Origin of the sequence: Delftia sp. WSY_10 (assembly GCF_043104705.1) — a bacterium.
GTDB classification, from domain to species: Bacteria; Pseudomonadota; Gammaproteobacteria; order Burkholderiales; family Burkholderiaceae_C; genus Comamonas; species Comamonas tsuruhatensis.
In genome coordinates, this window is sequence record NZ_JBICKY010000012.1 from 233399 (window position 1) to 250200 (window position 16802).

General features: G+C 62.8%; 16 protein-coding genes and 1 tRNA gene. 9 read left to right on the forward strand and 8 right to left on the reverse strand.

Annotated features, from left to right (window positions below; translation table 11 throughout):
* Positions 1-36 precede the first annotated feature (36 nt).
* Positions 37-723 (forward strand): RNA pyrophosphohydrolase, encoded by a 687-nt coding sequence (locus ACF8ML_RS03180; protein WP_016445652.1) that lies wholly within the window; start codon positions 37-39, stop codon positions 721-723.
* 71 nt (positions 724-794) lie between these two features.
* On the opposite strand, the gene proB is transcribed toward ACF8ML_RS03180, so the two are convergent.
* The 4 genes from proB to rplU all read right to left on the reverse strand — a co-directional run bounded on the left by proB (position 795) and on the right by rplU (position 3876).
* Positions 795-1943, reverse strand: a complete 1149-nt coding sequence (gene proB, locus ACF8ML_RS03185; protein WP_016445651.1) for a glutamate 5-kinase — start codon at positions 1941-1943, stop codon at positions 795-797.
* An 83-nt stretch (positions 1944-2026) separates the two neighbouring features.
* Positions 2027-3142 carry an Obg family GTPase CgtA gene (gene cgtA, locus ACF8ML_RS03190; protein ID WP_016451026.1) on the reverse strand — a complete coding sequence of 372 codons (1116 nt, stop codon included), beginning with the start codon at positions 3140-3142 and terminating at the stop codon, positions 2027-2029.
* A 149-nt stretch (positions 3143-3291) separates the two neighbouring features.
* Positions 3292-3549, reverse strand: coding sequence for a 50S ribosomal protein L27 (gene rpmA, locus ACF8ML_RS03195; RefSeq protein ID WP_012207283.1), 258 nt, complete (start codon positions 3547-3549; stop codon positions 3292-3294).
* A gap of 15 nt (positions 3550-3564) precedes the next feature.
* Positions 3565-3876: a 50S ribosomal protein L21 gene (rplU, locus tag ACF8ML_RS03200; protein WP_012207284.1), complete on the reverse strand. Its 312-nt coding sequence runs from the start codon at positions 3874-3876 to the stop codon at positions 3565-3567.
* Positions 3877-4106: 230 nt separating this feature from the next.
* On the opposite strand from rplU, the gene ACF8ML_RS03205 reads away from it, so the two are divergent.
* From ACF8ML_RS03205 to ACF8ML_RS03240, 8 genes are all read left to right on the forward strand, one after another.
* Positions 4107-5036, forward strand: coding sequence for a polyprenyl synthetase family protein (locus ACF8ML_RS03205; RefSeq protein WP_043789750.1), 930 nt, complete (start codon positions 4107-4109; stop codon positions 5034-5036).
* 31 nt (positions 5037-5067) lie between these two features.
* Positions 5068-5144 (forward strand) — tRNA-Pro (locus ACF8ML_RS03210).
* A 128-nt stretch (positions 5145-5272) separates the two neighbouring features.
* Complete coding sequence (gene pilB / locus ACF8ML_RS03215) at positions 5273-7015, forward strand: type IV-A pilus assembly ATPase PilB (protein ID WP_034364744.1); 1743 nt, start codon at positions 5273-5275, stop codon at positions 7013-7015.
* A gap of 38 nt (positions 7016-7053) precedes the next feature.
* Entirely contained in the window at positions 7054-8271 is a 1218-nt protein-coding gene (locus ACF8ML_RS03220; protein ID WP_047326532.1) for a type II secretion system F family protein, read from the forward strand.
* Complete coding sequence (locus ACF8ML_RS03225; RefSeq protein WP_392406262.1) at positions 8271-9164, forward strand: prepilin peptidase; 894 nt, start codon at positions 8271-8273, stop codon at positions 9162-9164. The genes ACF8ML_RS03220 and ACF8ML_RS03225 overlap by 1 nt, the downstream gene beginning before the upstream one ends.
* Positions 9165-9178: 14 nt before the next feature.
* Positions 9179-9817, forward strand: coding sequence for a dephospho-CoA kinase (gene coaE / locus ACF8ML_RS03230; RefSeq protein ID WP_016445608.1), 639 nt, complete (start codon positions 9179-9181; stop codon positions 9815-9817).
* A gap of 89 nt (positions 9818-9906) precedes the next feature.
* Positions 9907-10662 (forward strand): cell division protein ZapD, encoded by a 756-nt coding sequence (zapD, locus tag ACF8ML_RS03235; protein ID WP_016445607.1) that lies wholly within the window; start codon positions 9907-9909, stop codon positions 10660-10662.
* Positions 10662-10916: a DNA gyrase inhibitor YacG gene (locus ACF8ML_RS03240; RefSeq protein WP_016451023.1), complete on the forward strand. Its 255-nt coding sequence runs from the start codon at positions 10662-10664 to the stop codon at positions 10914-10916. The genes zapD and ACF8ML_RS03240 overlap by 1 nt, the downstream gene beginning before the upstream one ends.
* A gap of 10 nt (positions 10917-10926) precedes the next feature.
* Here ACF8ML_RS03240 and ACF8ML_RS03245 read toward each other — a convergent pair whose 3' ends face one another.
* From ACF8ML_RS03245 to secA, 4 genes are all read right to left on the reverse strand, one after another.
* The gene (locus ACF8ML_RS03245; RefSeq protein WP_016445605.1) at positions 10927-11433 is read right to left on the reverse strand and encodes a (deoxy)nucleoside triphosphate pyrophosphohydrolase; all 507 of its coding nucleotides are present in this window, start codon (positions 11431-11433) and stop codon (positions 10927-10929) included.
* Between the two features lie 50 nt (positions 11434-11483).
* Positions 11484-12440, reverse strand: coding sequence for an ATP-binding protein (locus ACF8ML_RS03250; protein WP_046238482.1), 957 nt, complete (start codon positions 12438-12440; stop codon positions 11484-11486).
* A 165-nt stretch (positions 12441-12605) separates the two neighbouring features.
* The gene (argJ, locus tag ACF8ML_RS03255; protein WP_017405522.1) at positions 12606-13838 is read right to left on the reverse strand and encodes a bifunctional glutamate N-acetyltransferase/amino-acid acetyltransferase ArgJ; all 1233 of its coding nucleotides are present in this window, start codon (positions 13836-13838) and stop codon (positions 12606-12608) included.
* 150 nt (positions 13839-13988) lie between these two features.
* Positions 13989-16736, reverse strand: a complete 2748-nt coding sequence (gene secA, locus ACF8ML_RS03260; protein ID WP_016451020.1) for a preprotein translocase subunit SecA — start codon at positions 16734-16736, stop codon at positions 13989-13991.
* Positions 16737-16802 lie beyond the last annotated feature (66 nt).

Here is a 16802-nt window from a genome sequence, read left to right on the forward strand (position 1 = left end):
CATAATGGACACAATTCAGAAAATTGGGGTTCGATTATGCTTGACCGGGACGGATTTCGCCCGAACGTCGGCATCATCCTGCTCAACCAAAAGAACCAGGTGTTCTGGGGCAAACGCATCCGCACCCACAGCTGGCAGTTTCCACAGGGCGGCATTGACCGGGGGGAGACACCCGAACAGGCCATGTTCCGGGAACTGCATGAGGAAGTGGGGTTGATGCCCAACCACGTTCGCGTGGTCGCCCGCACCCGGGACTGGTTGCGCTACGAGGTGCCAGACCGGTACATCCGCCGCGATGCGCGCGGACACTACAAAGGCCAGAAGCAGATCTGGTATTTGCTGCAGCTCATGGGTCACGACTGGGATTTGAACCTGCGTGCCACCGACCACCCCGAATTCGACGCCTGGCGCTGGAATGACTACTGGGTGCCATTGGACGTGGTGGTGGAGTTCAAGCGCGGCGTCTATGAGATGGCCCTGACCGAACTGGCCCGGTTCCTGCCGCGCGGCGAACAGCAACGCAACCGTTATCTGCGCAGCGGCATGCGCCCCAGGGAAGCCCATGAACAGGGTCCTGAGACATACACTGCGCCGGGTTTGCATCCAGCACGCTCAGGCAGCTTTCGCGTCAACCCCGGCATGGAGTTGCCGCCTGGCGCCTGTTTCGATCCTGATCCACAGTCGGGGCAGCAAGCCCTGCAACCCGATCCAGGCAAGGCCTGAAACCGGGCCAGAGCCATACGCAAAAGCGCACCCGAGGGTGCGCTTTTTCTTGGCCTTGAGGGTCTGGCGCCTCAGTGCCCCGCAATCACCATGTTGTCGCGGTGCACCATCTCCGGGCCTGCGGAATAGCCCAGCAGGCGCTCGATCTCCACCGAGCTTTTGCGACACAGCAGCCGCGCCTCGGCACTTGCATAGTTGGCCAGCCCACGCGCCACCTCGATACCCAGGGCATCGCGCACCGCGATCACATCGCCACGGGCGAACTCGCCATCCACATTCACCATGCCGATGGGCAGCAGGCTCTTGCCTTCGTCGCGCAGCTTGGCCACGGCGCCGGCATCCACGGACACGGAGCCGCGCAGTTGCAGATGGTCTGCAATCCACTGCTTGCGCGCCTGGTTCTTGTGCGTCTGCGCCAGGAGCAGCGTGCCGATGGACTCGCCTGCCGCCAGACGCACCAGCACGTCCTGCTCACGCCCCCAGGCGATGACGGTTGAAGCACCCGAGCCCGCCGCGCGCTTGGCCGCGAGGATCTTGGTGATCATCCCGCCCTTGCCAATGGACGAGCCCGCGCCTCCGGCCATCTCCTCCAGCGCCGGGTCGCCGGCATTGGCCACATCGATGAAACGCGCATCGGGATTGCTGCGCGGGTCGGCGCTGTAAAGGCCTCGCTGATCGGTCAGGATGACCAGGGCATCGGCCTCGATCAGATTGGCAACCAAAGCGCCCAAGGTATCGTTGTCACCGAACTTGATCTCGTCGTTGACCACGGTGTCGTTCTCGTTGATCACCGGCACGATGCCCAGCTCCAGCAGCGTCAGCAAGGTGTTGCGCGCGTTGAGATAGCGCTCGCGGTCCGCGAGGTCGGCATGCGTGAGCAGCACCTGCGCACTGCCCATGCCCTGTTCGCGCAACTTGGACTCGTACATCTGTATCAGGCCCATCTGCCCCACGGCCGCAGCGGCCTGCAGTTCATGAATCTCCTTGGGCCGTGCAATCCAGCCCAGACGCTTCATGCCTTCGGCCACCGCGCCGCTGGAGACCATGATCACCTCGCGCCGCCGGCCTCCATGGCTTTCATCCCCGCGCACCAGGGCCGCCAGCTGGCGGCTCCATTCCTGGATCGCGGCCTCATCAAGACCGCGACCTTCATTGGTCACCAGGCTGGAGCCGACCTTGACCACGATGCGATGGGCATCACGCAACAAGTTGGAAGACATGGATGGATAGTGATTCTTGCAGCGCAGGCCGAGGCAGACCCCGCCGCTGTTGTGATCAAGGCAATGGGTGGGACAGGCCGCTCTTACTCGGAATCGCGGGGAGCAAAACGCGGGTCGGTGAGATCCACGCCATCACCCTCGACTTCGACGAAGCGTGGATCGATTTCCTTGGGACCGGCCTCGATCTGCTGCTGTTCATGCACATGCTTGTAGATGGTGCGGATCAGCACTTCGCAGCCTTCGCGCGTCAGGGCGGAAATCTCGAACACCGGACCCTTCCACTTGAAGCGCTTGACGAAGTCCTTGACGCGTGCGGCGCGCTCCTCGGCCGGCACCATGTCCAGCTTGTTGAGCACCAGCCAGCGCGGCTTGTTGTACAGCTCGGCATCGTACTTCTGCAACTCGCCCACGATGGCCTTGGCCTGGGCCACGGGATCCACGCTGTCATCGAACGGCGCCAGGTCCACCACATGCAGCAGCAATCGGGTGCGCTGCAGGTGACGCAGGAACTGGTGGCCCAGGCCGGCACCTTCCGACGCGCCTTCGATCAGCCCGGGGATATCGGCCACCACAAAGCTTTGCTCGGCGGCAACACGAACCACGCCCAGATTGGGATGCAGCGTGGTGAACGGATAGTCGGCAATCTTGGGACGCGCATTGGAGACTGCGGCGATGAAGGTGGATTTGCCCGCATTGGGCATGCCCAGCAGACCCACGTCGGCCAGAACCTTGAGCTCCAGCTTGAGGTTCTTGCGCTCACCGGGCCAGCCAGGCGTCTTTTGCCGTGGCGCGCGGTTGATGGCGCTCTTGAAGCGCAGGTTGCCGTAGCCGCCATCGCCGCCCTTGGCAATGGTCACCACCTCGCCGGGCGTCAACAGTTCGTAGAGCACCTCCCCGGTTTCGGCATCGCTGATGATGGTGCCAACCGGCATGCGCAGCGTGATGTCGTTGCCTGCGGCACCGAACATGTCCGAGCCCTTGCCGTGCTCGCCGCGCGTGGCATCGTGGCGACGCGAGAAGCGGTAGTCCACCAGGGTGTTGAGATTGACGTCGGCCACCGCGTAGACATGGCCTCCACGGCCGCCATCTCCTCCATCGGGACCACCGAATTCCTTGTATTTTTCGTGCCGGAATGACACGCAGCCATTGCCGCCATCACCGGCAGCAATGTCGATATAAGCTTCGTCGACGAACTTCATGAGGCATCCAGTTTACAAAAAGCAGTGTGCACCAGACAGCCCCAGGCCACACCTCAGAGACGGAAAAGGGGACGAGCGCACGATGCACCGCCCTCCTGAAACGACAAAGCCCCGACAGGTCGGGGCTTCGAGCGTCGAAGTGACAGAGCTTAGGCAGCCGTCACGTTGACCGTGTGCTTGGACAGTGCACCCTTGACAGCAAACGACACGTGGCCGTCCACCAGAGCGTACAGGGTGTGGTCCTTGCCCACGCCGACGTTGTCGCCGGGGTGGAACTTGGTGCCACGTTGGCGCACGATGATCGAGCCGGCGGTGATCAACTCACCACCAAAAGCCTTCACGCCGAGCATTTTGGGCTTGGAATCGCGCCCGTTTCGCGTAGAGCCGCCGCCTTTTTTCTGTGCCATGACTCAGCTCCTAGATTAAGCAGCGATCGCCACGATCTGCAGCTCGGTGAACTGCTGGCGATGGCCTTGGCGCTTCTGATAATGCTTACGACGGCGCATCTTGAAGATGTGCACTTTGTCGTGCTTGCCGTGAGCAACCACGGTTGCCTTGACAGACGCACCGGACACCAGAGGTGTGCCGACCTTGATTTCAGCGCCGTTGCCGACTGCCAGAACCTGATCGATCACAACTTCTTGGCCTACGTCCGCAGCAATCTGTTCTACCTTGATCTTTTCGCCAGCTGCAACGCGATACTGCTTGCCGCCGGTTTTTATGACTGCGTACATTTAAACCTCTTGAATTTGAGAGTTCCGCGAACGAATTTCCACGGAAGCCGGAGATTCTAGCACGCACTCACATTCCTTGCATGAAGCGCTCCCCTCCTTCGCCCAAACAACCGCCAGAGCGGGTCGCAGGCAGGGTCGCTCTTCCTATAATTGACGATCCACTTGGCGCCCGCAGTACCTTGACCACAGCTCTCTCCACCCCCAATCCGCTTGCCCTGATCACTGACGACATGCGCGAGGTGGATCATGTGATTGCCCAGCGCCTGACGACCACCGTCCCGCTGATTGCCCAGATCTCCCAGTACATCATCGCTGCAGGCGGCAAGCGCCTGCGGCCCGCCCTGCTGCTCATGGTCTGCAATGCATTGGGATACGAAGGCAAGGACAGGCATGTCCTGGCTGCCGTGGTCGAACTGATTCATACAGCCACCCTGCTGCACGACGACGTCGTGGATGAATCCACGCTGCGTCGCGGCCGCCCGACGGCCAACGAGACCTTCGGCAATCCGGCCAGCGTGCTGGTCGGCGACTTCCTGCACTCGCGCTCCTTCCAGATGATGGTGGAAGTCGGCAGCATGCGCGTGCTCAAGATCCTCTCGGATGCCACCAACGTGATCGCCGAGGGCGAGGTCCAGCAGCTGATCAACACGCACGATGCCTCGCTGGACGAAGCCGGCTACCTGCACGTCATCCGCTCCAAGACCGCCCAGCTCTTCGAGGCCAGCGCCCAGCTGGGCGCCGTGCTGGCCGACGCGCCCCGCGAAATCGAGCAGGCCTGCGCCAGCTATGGCCAGGCGCTGGGCACGGCCTTCCAGATCATTGACGACGTACTCGACTACGCAGGCGATGCCCAGGAAATGGGCAAGAACCTGGGCGATGACCTGCGCGAAGGCAAATGCACCCTCCCCCTGATTGCCGCAATGCAACGCGGCACGCCTGAGCAGGCCGCCATCGTGCGCGCCGCCATCGAACAGGGCTCCACCGAGCAACTGACCGCCGTAGTGGATATCGTGCGCAGCACAGGTGCGCTGGACGTGGCACGCGAGGCCGCACATGCCGAGGCACGCCGCGCCATCGACGCAATAAATGTGCTCCCAAGCAATTTGCATACGGCAAGTTTGCTACAATTGGCGTCTCAGCTTTTGGAGCGACGCACCTGATTCAGGCTGCTCGCTTTTTCTACAAAAGCAACGGGGTGTAGCTTAGCCTGGTAGAGCGCTACGTTCGGGACGTAGAGGCCGGAGGTTCGAATCCTCTCACCCCGACCACCTGGTCATTCCATCTCCATCACACCCTTGCGCCAGGTTCAAGACCCAGGCGTGTAACAGTGTGTCTGGCATTCCAAGTGCTCAGTGATGATAGGATAAATGTCCTTTCCTCTCACACGTCTTGCTACATGGCTGTTGCTGACTCCTCGCTCAAGAATGCATCCGCTGTCGCATCGCTTCCCGGCATCGGGCGGGCTCTGATTTCAGCAGGCAAGGTATCGCAACAGGCAGCGGAAGCGGCTGCCGGCAAGGCCGCCACCAATCGCACCTCGTTCATTGCAGAACTGAGCGTCGCCGGCACCCTCTCTGCCCTGGAAGTGGCGGAGACGGTTTCCACCATGTTCAGCGCGCCGCTGCTCGATCTTGATGCGGTCGACGCCATGCGCCTGCCGCAGGATCTGCTGGACGCCAAGATCATCAGCACCTATCGCGTCCTGCCTCTGAGCAAGCGCGGCAACCGCCTCACGGTGGCCACCGCCGACCCGACGCAGCAGGAAGCCGCCGAGCAGATCAAGTTCACCACCCAGTTGGGCGTGGACTGGATCATCGTCGAAGCCGACAAGCTGGAGCGACTGATCGCGCAGCAGAACAAAAGCGCCAGCGAGGCCATGGACAGCTATGGCGGCAGCGGCGACTTCGAGTTCGGCGACCTCAAGCCTGATGAGGTGGCAGAGGAAAAGGACAACTCGGCCGCAGCAGACGTCGAAGATGCGCCCATCGTCAAGTTCCTGCACAAAATGCTGCTCGACGCCTTCAACATGCGCGCGTCGGACTTGCATTTCGAACCCTACGAGCACCAGTACCGCGTGCGCTTTCGCATTGACGGCGAGCTGCGTGAAATTGCATCGCCGCCCATTGCCATCAAGGAGAAGCTGGCCTCGCGCATCAAGGTGATCTCGCGCATGGACATCTCGGAAAAGCGTGTCCCGCAGGACGGGCGCATGAAGCTCAAGGTCGGCCCGGACCGCGTCATCGACTTTCGCGTCAGCACGCTGCCCACGCTTTTCGGCGAGAAGATCGTGATCCGTATCCTGGACCCGAGCTCGGCCAGGATGGGCATCGACGCCCTGGGCTATGAACCCGAGGAGAAGGCACGCCTGCTTGAAGCCATCAGCCGCCCCTACGGAATGATTCTGGTCACAGGCCCCACCGGCTCGGGCAAGACAGTGTCGCTGTACACCTGCCTGAACCTGCTGAACAAGGCCGGCGTGAACATCGCCACGGCGGAAGATCCTTCGGAAATCAACCTGCCCGGCGTCAACCAGGTCAATGTGAACGAAAAGGCCGGCCTCACCTTTGCCACTGCGCTCAAGGCTTTTCTACGCCAGGATCCCGACATCATCATGGTCGGTGAAATCCGCGATCTGGAAACGGCCGACATCTCGATCAAGGCAGCGCAAACCGGCCACTTGGTGCTGTCCACCCTGCACACCAATGACGCACCGACCACGTTGACGCGCATGCGCAACATGGGCATTGCGCCCTTCAACATCGCATCGAGCGTGATCCTGATCACCGCCCAGCGCCTGGCCAGGCGCCTGTGCCCTCAATGCAAGGAGCCGGCTGACATTCCGCGGGAGGCCCTGATCGATGCAGGCTACGACGATGCGGACATTGACGGCAGCTGGGTCACCTACAGGCCCGTCGGCTGTCCGGCATGCAACAACGGCTACAAGGGCCGCGTAGGCATCTATCAGGTGATGCCTATCAGCGAGGAAATCCAGCGCATCATCCTGCAGGACGGCAGTGCGCTGGAGATCGCCGCACAGGCCAAGCGCGAAGGCGTGCGGTCGCTGCGTGGCTCGGGTTTGCACAAGGCCAGACAGGGACTGACCTCACTCGAAGAAGTGCTGGCAGTCACCAATGAGTAAATAGCGCGGACAGCGCAGACAACAAACGAGGGAGCACGATGGCCACAGCCGCGTCCAAGGGAATCAAGGAATTTGTCTTCGAATGGGAAGGCAAGGATCGCAACGGCAAGATCATCCGAGGCGAGACCCGGGCCGGGGGCATCAACCAGGTCCAGGCCATGCTGCGCCGCCAGGGCGTGCTGCCCAGCAAGATCAAGAAGCGCCGCACACGCGGCGGCAAGAGGATCAAGCCCAAGGACATTGCGCTGTTCACCCGCCAGATGGCAACGATGATGAAGGCGGGCGTCCCGCTGCTTCAGGCCTTCGACATTGTCGGACGGGGCAACACCAACCCCAGCGTGACGCGCCTTCTGGCCGATATTCGCGCCGACGTGGAGACCGGCACCTCGCTGAACGCGGCCTATCGCAAGCACCCCATGTACTTCGATAGCCTCTACTGCAATCTGGTGGAGGCGGGCGAAGCGGCCGGTATCCTGGAAGCCCTGCTGGACCGCCTGGCCACGTACATGGAGAAGACCGAGGCCATCAAGTCCAAGATCAAATCGGCGCTGATGTACCCGATCTCGGTCATCGTCGTGGCCTTCATCGTCGTGACCATCATCATGATTTTCGTGATCCCGGCCTTCAAGGAAGTGTTCAGTTCGTTCGGCGCAGACCTGCCGGCGCCGACGCTTTTGGTAATGGGCATCAGCGATGTCTTTGTCCAATGGTGGTGGTTGATCTTCGGCGTGATTGGCGGCGGTCTCTACTTCTTCATGCAGGCCTGGAAGCGCAACGAGCGCATGCAGCAATTCATGGACCGTACGCTGCTGAAGGTGCCGGTCTTTGGCGTGCTGATCGAGAAATCCTGCGTCGCACGCTGGACGCGCACGCTGTCGACCATGTTTGCCGCGGGCGTCCCATTGGTCGAGGCACTGGATTCTGTCGGCGGCGCATCCGGCAATGCCGTGTATGCCAATGCCACGGAAAAGATCCAGCAGGAAGTCTCCACCGGCACCAGTCTCACCGTGGCCATGACCAATGCCAATGTCTTTCCGTCCATGGTGCTGCAGATGTGCGCCATCGGCGAGGAATCCGGCTCCATCGACCATATGCTGGGCAAGGCGGCCGATTTCTATGAAGAAGAGGTCGATGACATGGTGGCTGGCCTGTCCAGCCTGATGGAGCCCATCATCATTGTTTTCCTGGGCACCCTCATCGGCGGCATCGTGGTTTCGATGTATCTACCCATCTTCAAGCTGGGCCAGGTGGTCTGATGGTTTTGGAACTCTGGATGCAGGCTGCATTGGGCGGCCTGCTGGGCCTGTTGGTTGGCAGCTTTCTCAACGTGGTGGTGCATAGGCTGCCCCGCATGATGGAACAGCAATGGAATGCGGAATGCGCCCAATGGGCGCAAGAGCAATCTTCATCCTCCGCCACGCCATCGCCCGCCACAGCGCCGCCGCCTGCCGAGGCGCCCCTGAGCCTGAGCCGCCCCCGCTCGCGCTGCCCGCATTGCGGCCATGCCATCCACTGGTACGAGAATATTCCCGTGCTCAGTTATCTGGCGCTGCGAGGCCGGTGCTCCGAATGCAAGGCGTCGATCAGCATCCGCTATCCGCTGGTGGAATTGGCCTGCGCCGCGCTGTTTGCCTACTGTACGGCGCAATGGGGCATCACGCCCACAGGCGCTGCCTGGTGCCTTTTCAGTGCGGCCTTGCTGAGCCTGGCATTGATCGACTGGGACACCACACTGCTTCCCGACGACATCACCCTGCCCTTGCTGTGGGCCGGACTGCTGTCGTCGGCGCTGCACTGGACCGCCGTGCCTCTGGCCGACGCGGTATGGGGCGCTGCAGCGGGCTATCTCTCGCTGTGGCTGGTTTACTGGGCCTTCAAGCTGGCCACCGGCAAGGAAGGCATGGGCTACGGCGACTTCAAGCTGTTTGCCGCGCTGGGCGCCTGGTTCGGCTGGCAGGCACTCGTGCCCATCATCCTGATCTCGTCGGTGATTGGCGCCATCGTGGGCATCGCGTTGAAGATCAACAGCCGCCTGCGTGAGGGCGGCTATGTTCCCTTCGGCCCCTTTCTGGCGGGCGCCGGCTTTGCAGCCATGGTGTTCGGACCGCAGCAGATGCTGCAATCCCTATTGGCGGCCTTGGGCCTTTGATTCAACACTGCGGCATGGCCCCCAGCATCGCCCCGCCCTTGCTTGCACGCCCGTTTCGGCTGGGCCTGACGGGCGGCATTGGCAGCGGCAAGAGCACCGTCGCAGCGCAACTGGGCTTGCGCGGAGCGGCCGTGATCGATGCCGACCAGATCTCTCGCAGCCTCACCGCCCCCGAAGGTGCTGCTCTGCCCGAGATAGCGCGCGTCTTCGGGCCCGAACTGATTGACGCCAGCGGCGCCCTGGACCGCACGCGCATGCGCGAACTGGTCTTTCAGCAGCCCTCGGCACGACAGCAGCTGGAGGCCATCGTCCATCCCCTCGTGGCGCAGCAGACGTCCCGGCAAGTGGAGCAGGCCACAGTGGCTGGGTGCCGACTCATCGTGCATGACATTCCCTTGCTCGTGGAGTCCGGCCGCTGGCCTGCCATGCTTGATGCGGTGCTGGTCGTTGACTGCCGCACCGAAACGCAGATCGCTCGCGTGATCGCGCGCAACGGATTGCCACGCGAGGCGGTGCAGGCCATCATCTCGGCCCAGGCCACACGTGCGGCACGGCTGGCAGCCGCCGACTGGGTGCTCTACAACGACGAGGCCATGACGATAGAGGCTTTGCGCGCATGCACCGATCGAATCTCTGCATGGTTCGGGCTATGATGCACGCCATGGCTTGGCCTGTGCGTGTAATTCAGCATGTGCACGACGTAGACAGCTGATTCCTGTGCACCCCGAGGAGCCCAGCAAGCGTGATCCTGTACGAATATCCTTTCAATGAGCGCCTGAGGACCTACCTCCGGTTGGAACAGCTATATCGCCGCCTGAGCGAGTTGCTGTCGCGCGCTCATTCCATCGATCACCATTTTGCGCTGGTCACCATCTTCGAGATCATGGACGTGGCGGCACGTACCGACCTGAAGACGGACGTGCTCAAGGACCTTGAGCGCCACAAAAGCCTGCTCGACAGCCTGCGCGGCAATCCTGACATTGCCGAGCACATGCTTGACCAGGTCTCACGCCATGTGGAGCAGTGCTTTGCCCAGCTCAATGCCCAGAACGGCAAGGCCGGCCAGACCCTGACTGAAAACGAGTGGCTGATGGCCGTGCGCAGCCGCATCGGCATCCCCGGCGGCACCTGCGGCTTCGACCTTCCTGCCTATCACGCCTGGCAGTTCCATGATCCCCAGATACGCCTGCGCGATCTGGAGGACTGGGCCAGCACCCTGACCCCGCTGGGTCAGTCGCTGCAATTGCTGCTCAAGCTGCTGCGCGAAACCGGCGTGCCGCAATGGGTGGCTGCCGAAAAAGGCGTGTTCCAGCAGGCCATGCCGCCCGGCCGCAGCTTTCAGCTGCTGCGCCTGCGCATAGACCCGTCGTTGAATCTGGTTCCGGAGATCAGCGGCAACCGCCTGCTGGTTTCGGTGCGCCTGCTCCGCCCTGAGAACGGCGCCAAGCCTCAACCCTGCAGCGAAGATGCCTCGTTCGAGGTCACGCTTTGCAGCTGATGGACAAGACGGCCGACATGCCCTCGAGCGCCCCCGCCCCCCAGCCCGCCAGCCTCTCTTCTGCCGGCCCCACGGTGCGCTGCCCGACCTGTGCAGGCCCCAGCCTGTTCGCACCAGCCAACCGTTTCCGCCCCTTCTGCAGCGAACGCTGCCGCCAGATCGACCTGGGCGCATGGGCCAATGAGGAATTCCGCGTGCCTGCACCGATGCCGCCCGAGGATGCGCCCTTCGGCGATCCTCGCACCGAGCCTTGATCAGGCCCGATCAGGCTTTCGGCTGGCCTGCCTCGTAGAACCCGGCATCGAAAGGCAGCCCGCGTTCCTCGCTCAGCCACTGCAGCACCGGATAGGCACCTGGCAGCACCGGATGCACCTGCAGCGGAAGTTGCTGCCAGGCCATCTGCTGGCCTTCACGCATCTCGAACTCCCCGCTCCAGCGCGTGACCTTGCACCAGTGCAGGCGCACCAGGGCATGCGGATAGTCATGCTCGGTCACCTTCCAGACTTCAGCGGCCGCGATCTCTACGCCCAGTTCCTCTTGCATCTCGCGGCGCAAGGCCTGCTCCACGGTCTCACCGGCTTCGATCTTGCCGCCCGGAAACTCCCAGTAGCCTGCATACGGCTTGCCCGGCGGACGGCTGGTGATCAGCAACGCGCCATCGGACTCGCGAAGCAGCACGCCAACGGCGACTTCGGTGTGCTTGCGCCGCACTGGCGCCTGCGACTCGGCCGCCTCAGCGCGGGCCTTGGGGGAGATTTCTTTTTCAGTCACTTGATCTTTCGCAAAAAAGTCTGCCCAGCCCAGGGCCAGGCAGCAGGTGCTCAGAGTTCAGCCTCTTCAGCCAACCCCTGGACATCGGCGATGCCGGTCTGGCGCTGACTCGGGCGCTCGGCACGGCCCGCATAGTCGCGCGCAAACTGGTGGGCCACGCGACCGCTGCGTGAACCGCGCTCCAGCGCCCAGACCAGGGCCTCCGGGCGTGCCGCCTCGATCGTGGCCTGGTCCAGGCCCAGGGCCTCCAGCCACTGTGCCACCACGCGCAGGTACTCGTCCTGGCTGAACGGGTAGAAGCTCACCCACAGGCCGAAACGCTCGGACAGCGAGATTTTTTCCTCGATCACCTCTCCGGGATGCAGCTCCCCATCCTCGCCGCGCTGGTAGGTCAGATTCTCGGACTGGTACTCCGGCAGCAGGTGGCGGCGATTGCTGGTCGCATAGACCAGCACGTTCGGGCTGGCGGCGCTGACCGATCCATCCAGAATGGACTTCATGGCCTTGTAGCCAGGCTCGCCTTCCTCAAAGCTCAGATCGTCGCAATAGATGACGAACTTCTCGGGCCGGCCGGCCACCACATCGACGATGTCGGGCAGGTCGGTCAGATCGGCCTTGTCCACCTCGATCAGGCGCAGGCCCTGCGAAGCAAAAGCATGCAGGCAGGCACGGATCAGCGAGGATTTGCCCGTGCCGCGCGCGCCGGTGAGCAGCACGTTGTTGGCCGTGCGGCCGGTCACGAACTGCTCAGTGTTGCGCGCGATCTTGTCCTTTTGCACATCGATGTTCTGCAGGTCGGACAGCTGCATGGCGCCGACATGGCGCACGGGCTCCAGCAAACCGCAGCCGTTGGCGCGCTTGCGGTAGCGCCAGGCGATGGAGGCACTCCAGTCGGCGGGGGATTGCAGCGGCTGGGGCAGGATGGCCTCGATGCGCTGCATCAGCTGCTCGGCGCGCTGCACAAGTTGCAGCAAGGGGGCGGCGACGGCTTCTGTGGGCAATGTCATGGATGTCTCTCGAATACGGATCTCACGGCCACCGACGCTGGATATGCCCGGGAATCGAGATGGATCTCATGCCAACGCCAGAGCTTTTGCGCGCCGGCCGCCATTGAAAGCTGGCAGCAGCCAGGCACAAGGCCTGCGGCTGCCGGCGGCACGGTGGGTGGAGAGTCAGGAGCGGTAGTCGGCGTTGATGCTCACGTAGTCGTGGCTCAGATCGCAGGTCCACACGGTCTGCTCGGCCTGCCCTCGGCCCAGTAGCACGCGCACGATGATCTCCTGCTGCTTCATCACGCGCTGGCCGTCTTCCTCCTGATAGGCAGGGTTGCGGCCGCCATTGACTGCGACATGCACATCGTTCAGGTACAGGTCGATCTTGGTCTGGTCCAGATCGTCGATGCTAGCATAGCCCACCGCCGCAAGGATGCGGCCCAGGTTCGGATCGCTGGCAAAGAAGGCCGTCTTGACCAGGGGTGAATGCGCGATGGAATAGGCCACGAGGCGGCACTCAGCCTCGGTCTTGCCGCCCTCCACCTTGACGGTGATGAACTTGGTGGCGCCTTCGCCGTCGCGCACGATGGCCTGGGCCAGCAGGCGCGACACATCCAGCAATGCAGCCTTCAGGGCCAGGCCTTCGGCACTGGTCAGCGAAGTGATCTGCGCATTGCCGGCCTTGTGCGTGGCCACCAGCACGAAGGAGTCGTTGGTCGACGTGTCGCCGTCGATGGTCACGCGGTTGAACGATCCGTCGGCCAGTTCCTTGACCAGAGGCTGCAGCAGTTCGGGTGCGATGGCGGCGTCGGTGGCCAGAAAGCCCAGCATGGTCGCCATGTTGGGGCGAATCATGCCTGCACCCTTGCTGATGCCGGTGATGCTCACACGCTTGCCGCCAATGTCCACGGCGCGGCTGAAGGCCTTGGGCAGGGTGTCGGTGGTCATGATGCCTTCGGCGGCCGTGCCCCAGTTGTCGGCCTTGGCTGCTGCGATGGCAGCTGGCAGGCCGGCGGCGATGCGATCCACGGGCAGCTCTTCCATGATCACGCCAGTGGAGAACGGCAGGATCTGCTCGGGCTTGAGCTGCAGCAGCGCAGCCAGATCCGCACAGGTGCGGCGCGCGCGCGCCAGTCCGTCAGCGCCGGTGCCGGCATTGGCATTGCCTGTGTTGATGACCATGGCACGGATGGCGCCGGACGTCTGAGCCAGGTGCTCGCGGCTGACCTGCACGGGCGCTGCGCAGAAACGGTTCTGCGTGAACACACCCGCCACCGAAGCGCCCTCGTCGAGCAGGAACACGGACAGGTCCTTGCGGTTGGCCTTGCGCACACCGGCTTCGGTGACGCCGATGCGAACGCCGTTGATCGCCAACAGGTCGGCGTGCACGGGAGCGGAGAGATTCACAGGCATTGAGGGGCTTCCTACAGTGAAAGAAAAACGCGCTCCATTATCGGAACAAACCGGGGCGGCACGTATTTCATCGACCTTAAAAAAGAAAACGGCACGGAGTGCATCCGTGCCGTTTTCCGTGTCTTGCGGCGTCTTACGACGCCGGCCGCATCACGACAGCTTGCCGTGGCACTGCTTGTACTTCTTGCCGCTGCCGCAGGGGCAGGGATCATTGCGGCCCACGCGAGCGCCTTCGGGCAACTCCAGCGGCTCGTCTTCGACGGAGCCACCGATGTCGCCATCCGAGGGAGCGCCATAGGTCATGTGCTCCAGGCTGTGGGCGCTGCGCTGCTCCATGGCCTCGGTGGCCTGCTCCACCTGTTCGCGCGACTGCACCTGCACGGTCATCAGCACGCGCGTGACTTCGGTCTTGACCTGGTCGATGAGCTGGCGGAACAGCTCGAAAGCCTCGCGCTTGTATTCCTGCTTGGGCTGCTTCTGGGCATAGCCACGCAGGTGGATGCCCTGGCGCAGATAGTCCAGCGCGGACAGGTGGTCACGCCAGTTGGTATCAAAGCTTTGCAGCAGCACGGCGCGCTGGAATTGAGTGAAGTTCTCGCGTCCGATCAGCTCGACCTTGGCCTCGAACACTTCACGGGCAGCCTGCAGCACCTTCTCGAGGATCTCCTCGTCGGTGATGGCATGCGCGGACTGCACTTGCGATTGCAGCGGCAGCTGGATGCGCCATTCGCTTTCCAGCGCCTTTTCCAGGCCGGCCAGGTCCCATTGCTCTTCCATGGACTCGGCGGGCACGTACTGGCGCACCAGGTCGGACACCACGTCATCGCGCATCACCGTGATCATCTCGTGCAGGTCCGAGGCGTCGAGGATCTCGTTGCGCTGCTGGTAGATCACCTTGCGCTGGTCGTTGGACACGTCGTCGTATTCGAGCAGCTGCTTGCGGATGTCGAAGTTGCGGGCCTCGACCTTGCGCTGAGCGCCTTCGATGGAGCGGGTCACGATGCCGGCTTCGATGGCTTCGCCATCGGGCATCTTCAGGCGGTCCATGATGGCGCGCACACGGTCGCCCGCGAAGATGCGCATCAGCGCATCGTCCAGGCTCAGGTAAAAGCGCGAGGAGCCGGGGTCGCCCTGGCGGCCCGAACGGCCACGCAGCTGGTTGTCGATACGGCGAGATTCATGGCGCTCGGTGGCGATGATGCGCAGGCCACCCAGGGCCGAGACCTTGTCATGCTCGATCTTCCAGTCGGCGCGCATTTGTTCGATGCGCTGCTGGCGTTCGGCTTCGGACAGGGATTCATCAGCCTCGACAGCAGCCACCTGCTTTTCGATGTTGCCGCCCAGCACGATGTCGGTACCACGACCGGCCATGTTGGTGGCGATGGTGATCATGCCGGGACGGCCAGCCTGGGCCACGATGTCGGCCTCGCGCTCGTGCTGCTTGGCGTTGAGCACCTGGTGGGGCAGGTTTTCCTTGTTGAGCAGCTCGTCGATGATTTCCGAGTTCTCGATCGAGGTCGTACCCACCAGCACGGGCTGGCCGCGCTCATGGCATTCGCGGATGTCGCGGATCGCCGCCTCGTACTTCTCGCGCGTGGTTTTGTAGACGCGGTCGAGCTGGTCGTCGCGCTTGCTGGGACGGTTGGGCGGAATCACCACGGTTTCGAGGCCGTAGATTTCCTGGAATTCGTAGGCTTCGGTATCGGCCGTACCCGTCATGCCCGCCAGCTTGCCGTAGAGACGGAAGTAGTTCTGGAAGGTGATCGAGGCCATGGTCTGGTTCTCGGCCTGGATGGTCACACCTTCCTTGGCCTCGACAGCCTGGTGCAGGCCATCGCTCCAGCGCCGGCCCGCCATCAGGCGGCCCGTGAACTCGTCGACGATGACGATCTCGCCGTTCTGCACCACGTAGTGCTGGTCACGGTGGTAGAGATTGTTGGCGCGCAGCGCCGCATACAGATGGTGGACCAGGGTGATGTTGGCCGGGTCGTAGAGCGAGGCGCCCTCGGCAATCATGCCGGCATGGCCCAGCAGGCGCTCGGCGGCTTCGTAGCCCTGGTCGGTCAGGAATACCTGGTGGCTCTTTTCGTCCACCGTGAAGTCGCCGGGCTTGGTCACGCCTTCGCCCGTGCGGGGATCGGCCTCGCCTTCCTGGCGCACCAGGTTGGGCACGATCTTGTTCATGGCCACGTACATGGCCGTGTGGTCCTCTGCCTGACCGCTGATGATCAGCGGCGTGCGGGCCTCATCGATCAGGATGGAGTCCACCTCGTCAACGATGGCGTAGTTGAGCACGCGCTGCACGCGGTCGCCCGACTCGTAGACCATGTTGTCGCGCAGGTAGTCGAAGCCGTATTCGTTGTTTGTGCCGTAGGTGATGTCGCTGTTGTAGGCGGCCTGCTTTTCCTCGCGCGGCATGTTGGGCAGGTTGATGCCCACCGACAGGCCGAGGAAGTTGTACAGCTTGGCCATCCAGGTGGCATCGCGGTTGGCCAGATAGTCGTTCACCGTCACCACGTGAACGCCATTGCCCGACAGTGCGTTCAGGTAGACCGGCAGCGTGGCGGTCAGCGTCTTGCCTTCGCCGGTGCGCATTTCCGCGATCTTGCCGTAGTGCAGTGCCATGCCGCCCAGCAACTGGACGTCGAAGTGGCGCATCTTCATGACACGCTTGGACCCTTCGCGCACCACGGCGAAGGCTTCGGGCAGCAGGTCGTCCAGCGACTCTCCCTTGGCCACACGCTCCTTGAATTCCTGCGTCTTTGCGCGCAGATCCTCGTCGCTGAGCTTCTCGTAGTCGGGCTCCATCGCATTGATGCGAACGACCGTCTTGCGGTATTGCTTGAGAAGCCGATCGTTTCGGCTGCCGAATAGTTTGGTGAGGAAGTTGGTGGCCATGCGAAAAAGACACACCGCCACCCGCTGAAGCGGACTGCGGTGTGCCTGGAATCCCTAGATTGTTGG

Coding starts and splice junctions, on each gene's coding strand:
- ACF8ML_RS03180 (WP_016445652.1), top strand. CDS start 37: ATGCTTGACCGGGACGGATTTCGCCCGAACGTCGGCATCATCCTGCTC.
- proB (WP_016445651.1), bottom strand. CDS start 1,943: ATGTCTTCCAACTTGTTGCGTGATGCCCATCGCATCGTGGTCAAGGTC.
- cgtA (WP_016451026.1), bottom strand. CDS start 3,142: ATGAAGTTCGTCGACGAAGCTTATATCGACATTGCTGCCGGTGATGGC.
- rpmA (WP_012207283.1), bottom strand. CDS start 3,549: ATGGCACAGAAAAAAGGCGGCGGCTCTACGCGAAACGGGCGCGATTCC.
- rplU (WP_012207284.1), bottom strand. CDS start 3,876: ATGTACGCAGTCATAAAAACCGGCGGCAAGCAGTATCGCGTTGCAGCT.
- ACF8ML_RS03205 (WP_043789750.1), top strand. CDS start 4,107: ATGCGCGAGGTGGATCATGTGATTGCCCAGCGCCTGACGACCACCGTC.
- pilB (WP_034364744.1), top strand. CDS start 5,273: ATGGCTGTTGCTGACTCCTCGCTCAAGAATGCATCCGCTGTCGCATCG.
- ACF8ML_RS03220 (WP_047326532.1), top strand. CDS start 7,054: ATGGCCACAGCCGCGTCCAAGGGAATCAAGGAATTTGTCTTCGAATGG.
- ACF8ML_RS03225 (WP_392406262.1), top strand. CDS start 8,271: ATGGTTTTGGAACTCTGGATGCAGGCTGCATTGGGCGGCCTGCTGGGC.
- coaE (WP_016445608.1), top strand. CDS start 9,179: ATGGCCCCCAGCATCGCCCCGCCCTTGCTTGCACGCCCGTTTCGGCTG.
- ACF8ML_RS03240 (WP_016451023.1), top strand. CDS start 10,662: ATGGACAAGACGGCCGACATGCCCTCGAGCGCCCCCGCCCCCCAGCCC.
- ACF8ML_RS03250 (WP_046238482.1), bottom strand. CDS start 12,440: ATGACATTGCCCACAGAAGCCGTCGCCGCCCCCTTGCTGCAACTTGTG.
- argJ (WP_017405522.1), bottom strand. CDS start 13,838: ATGCCTGTGAATCTCTCCGCTCCCGTGCACGCCGACCTGTTGGCGATC.
- secA (WP_016451020.1), bottom strand. CDS start 16,736: ATGGCCACCAACTTCCTCACCAAACTATTCGGCAGCCGAAACGATCGG.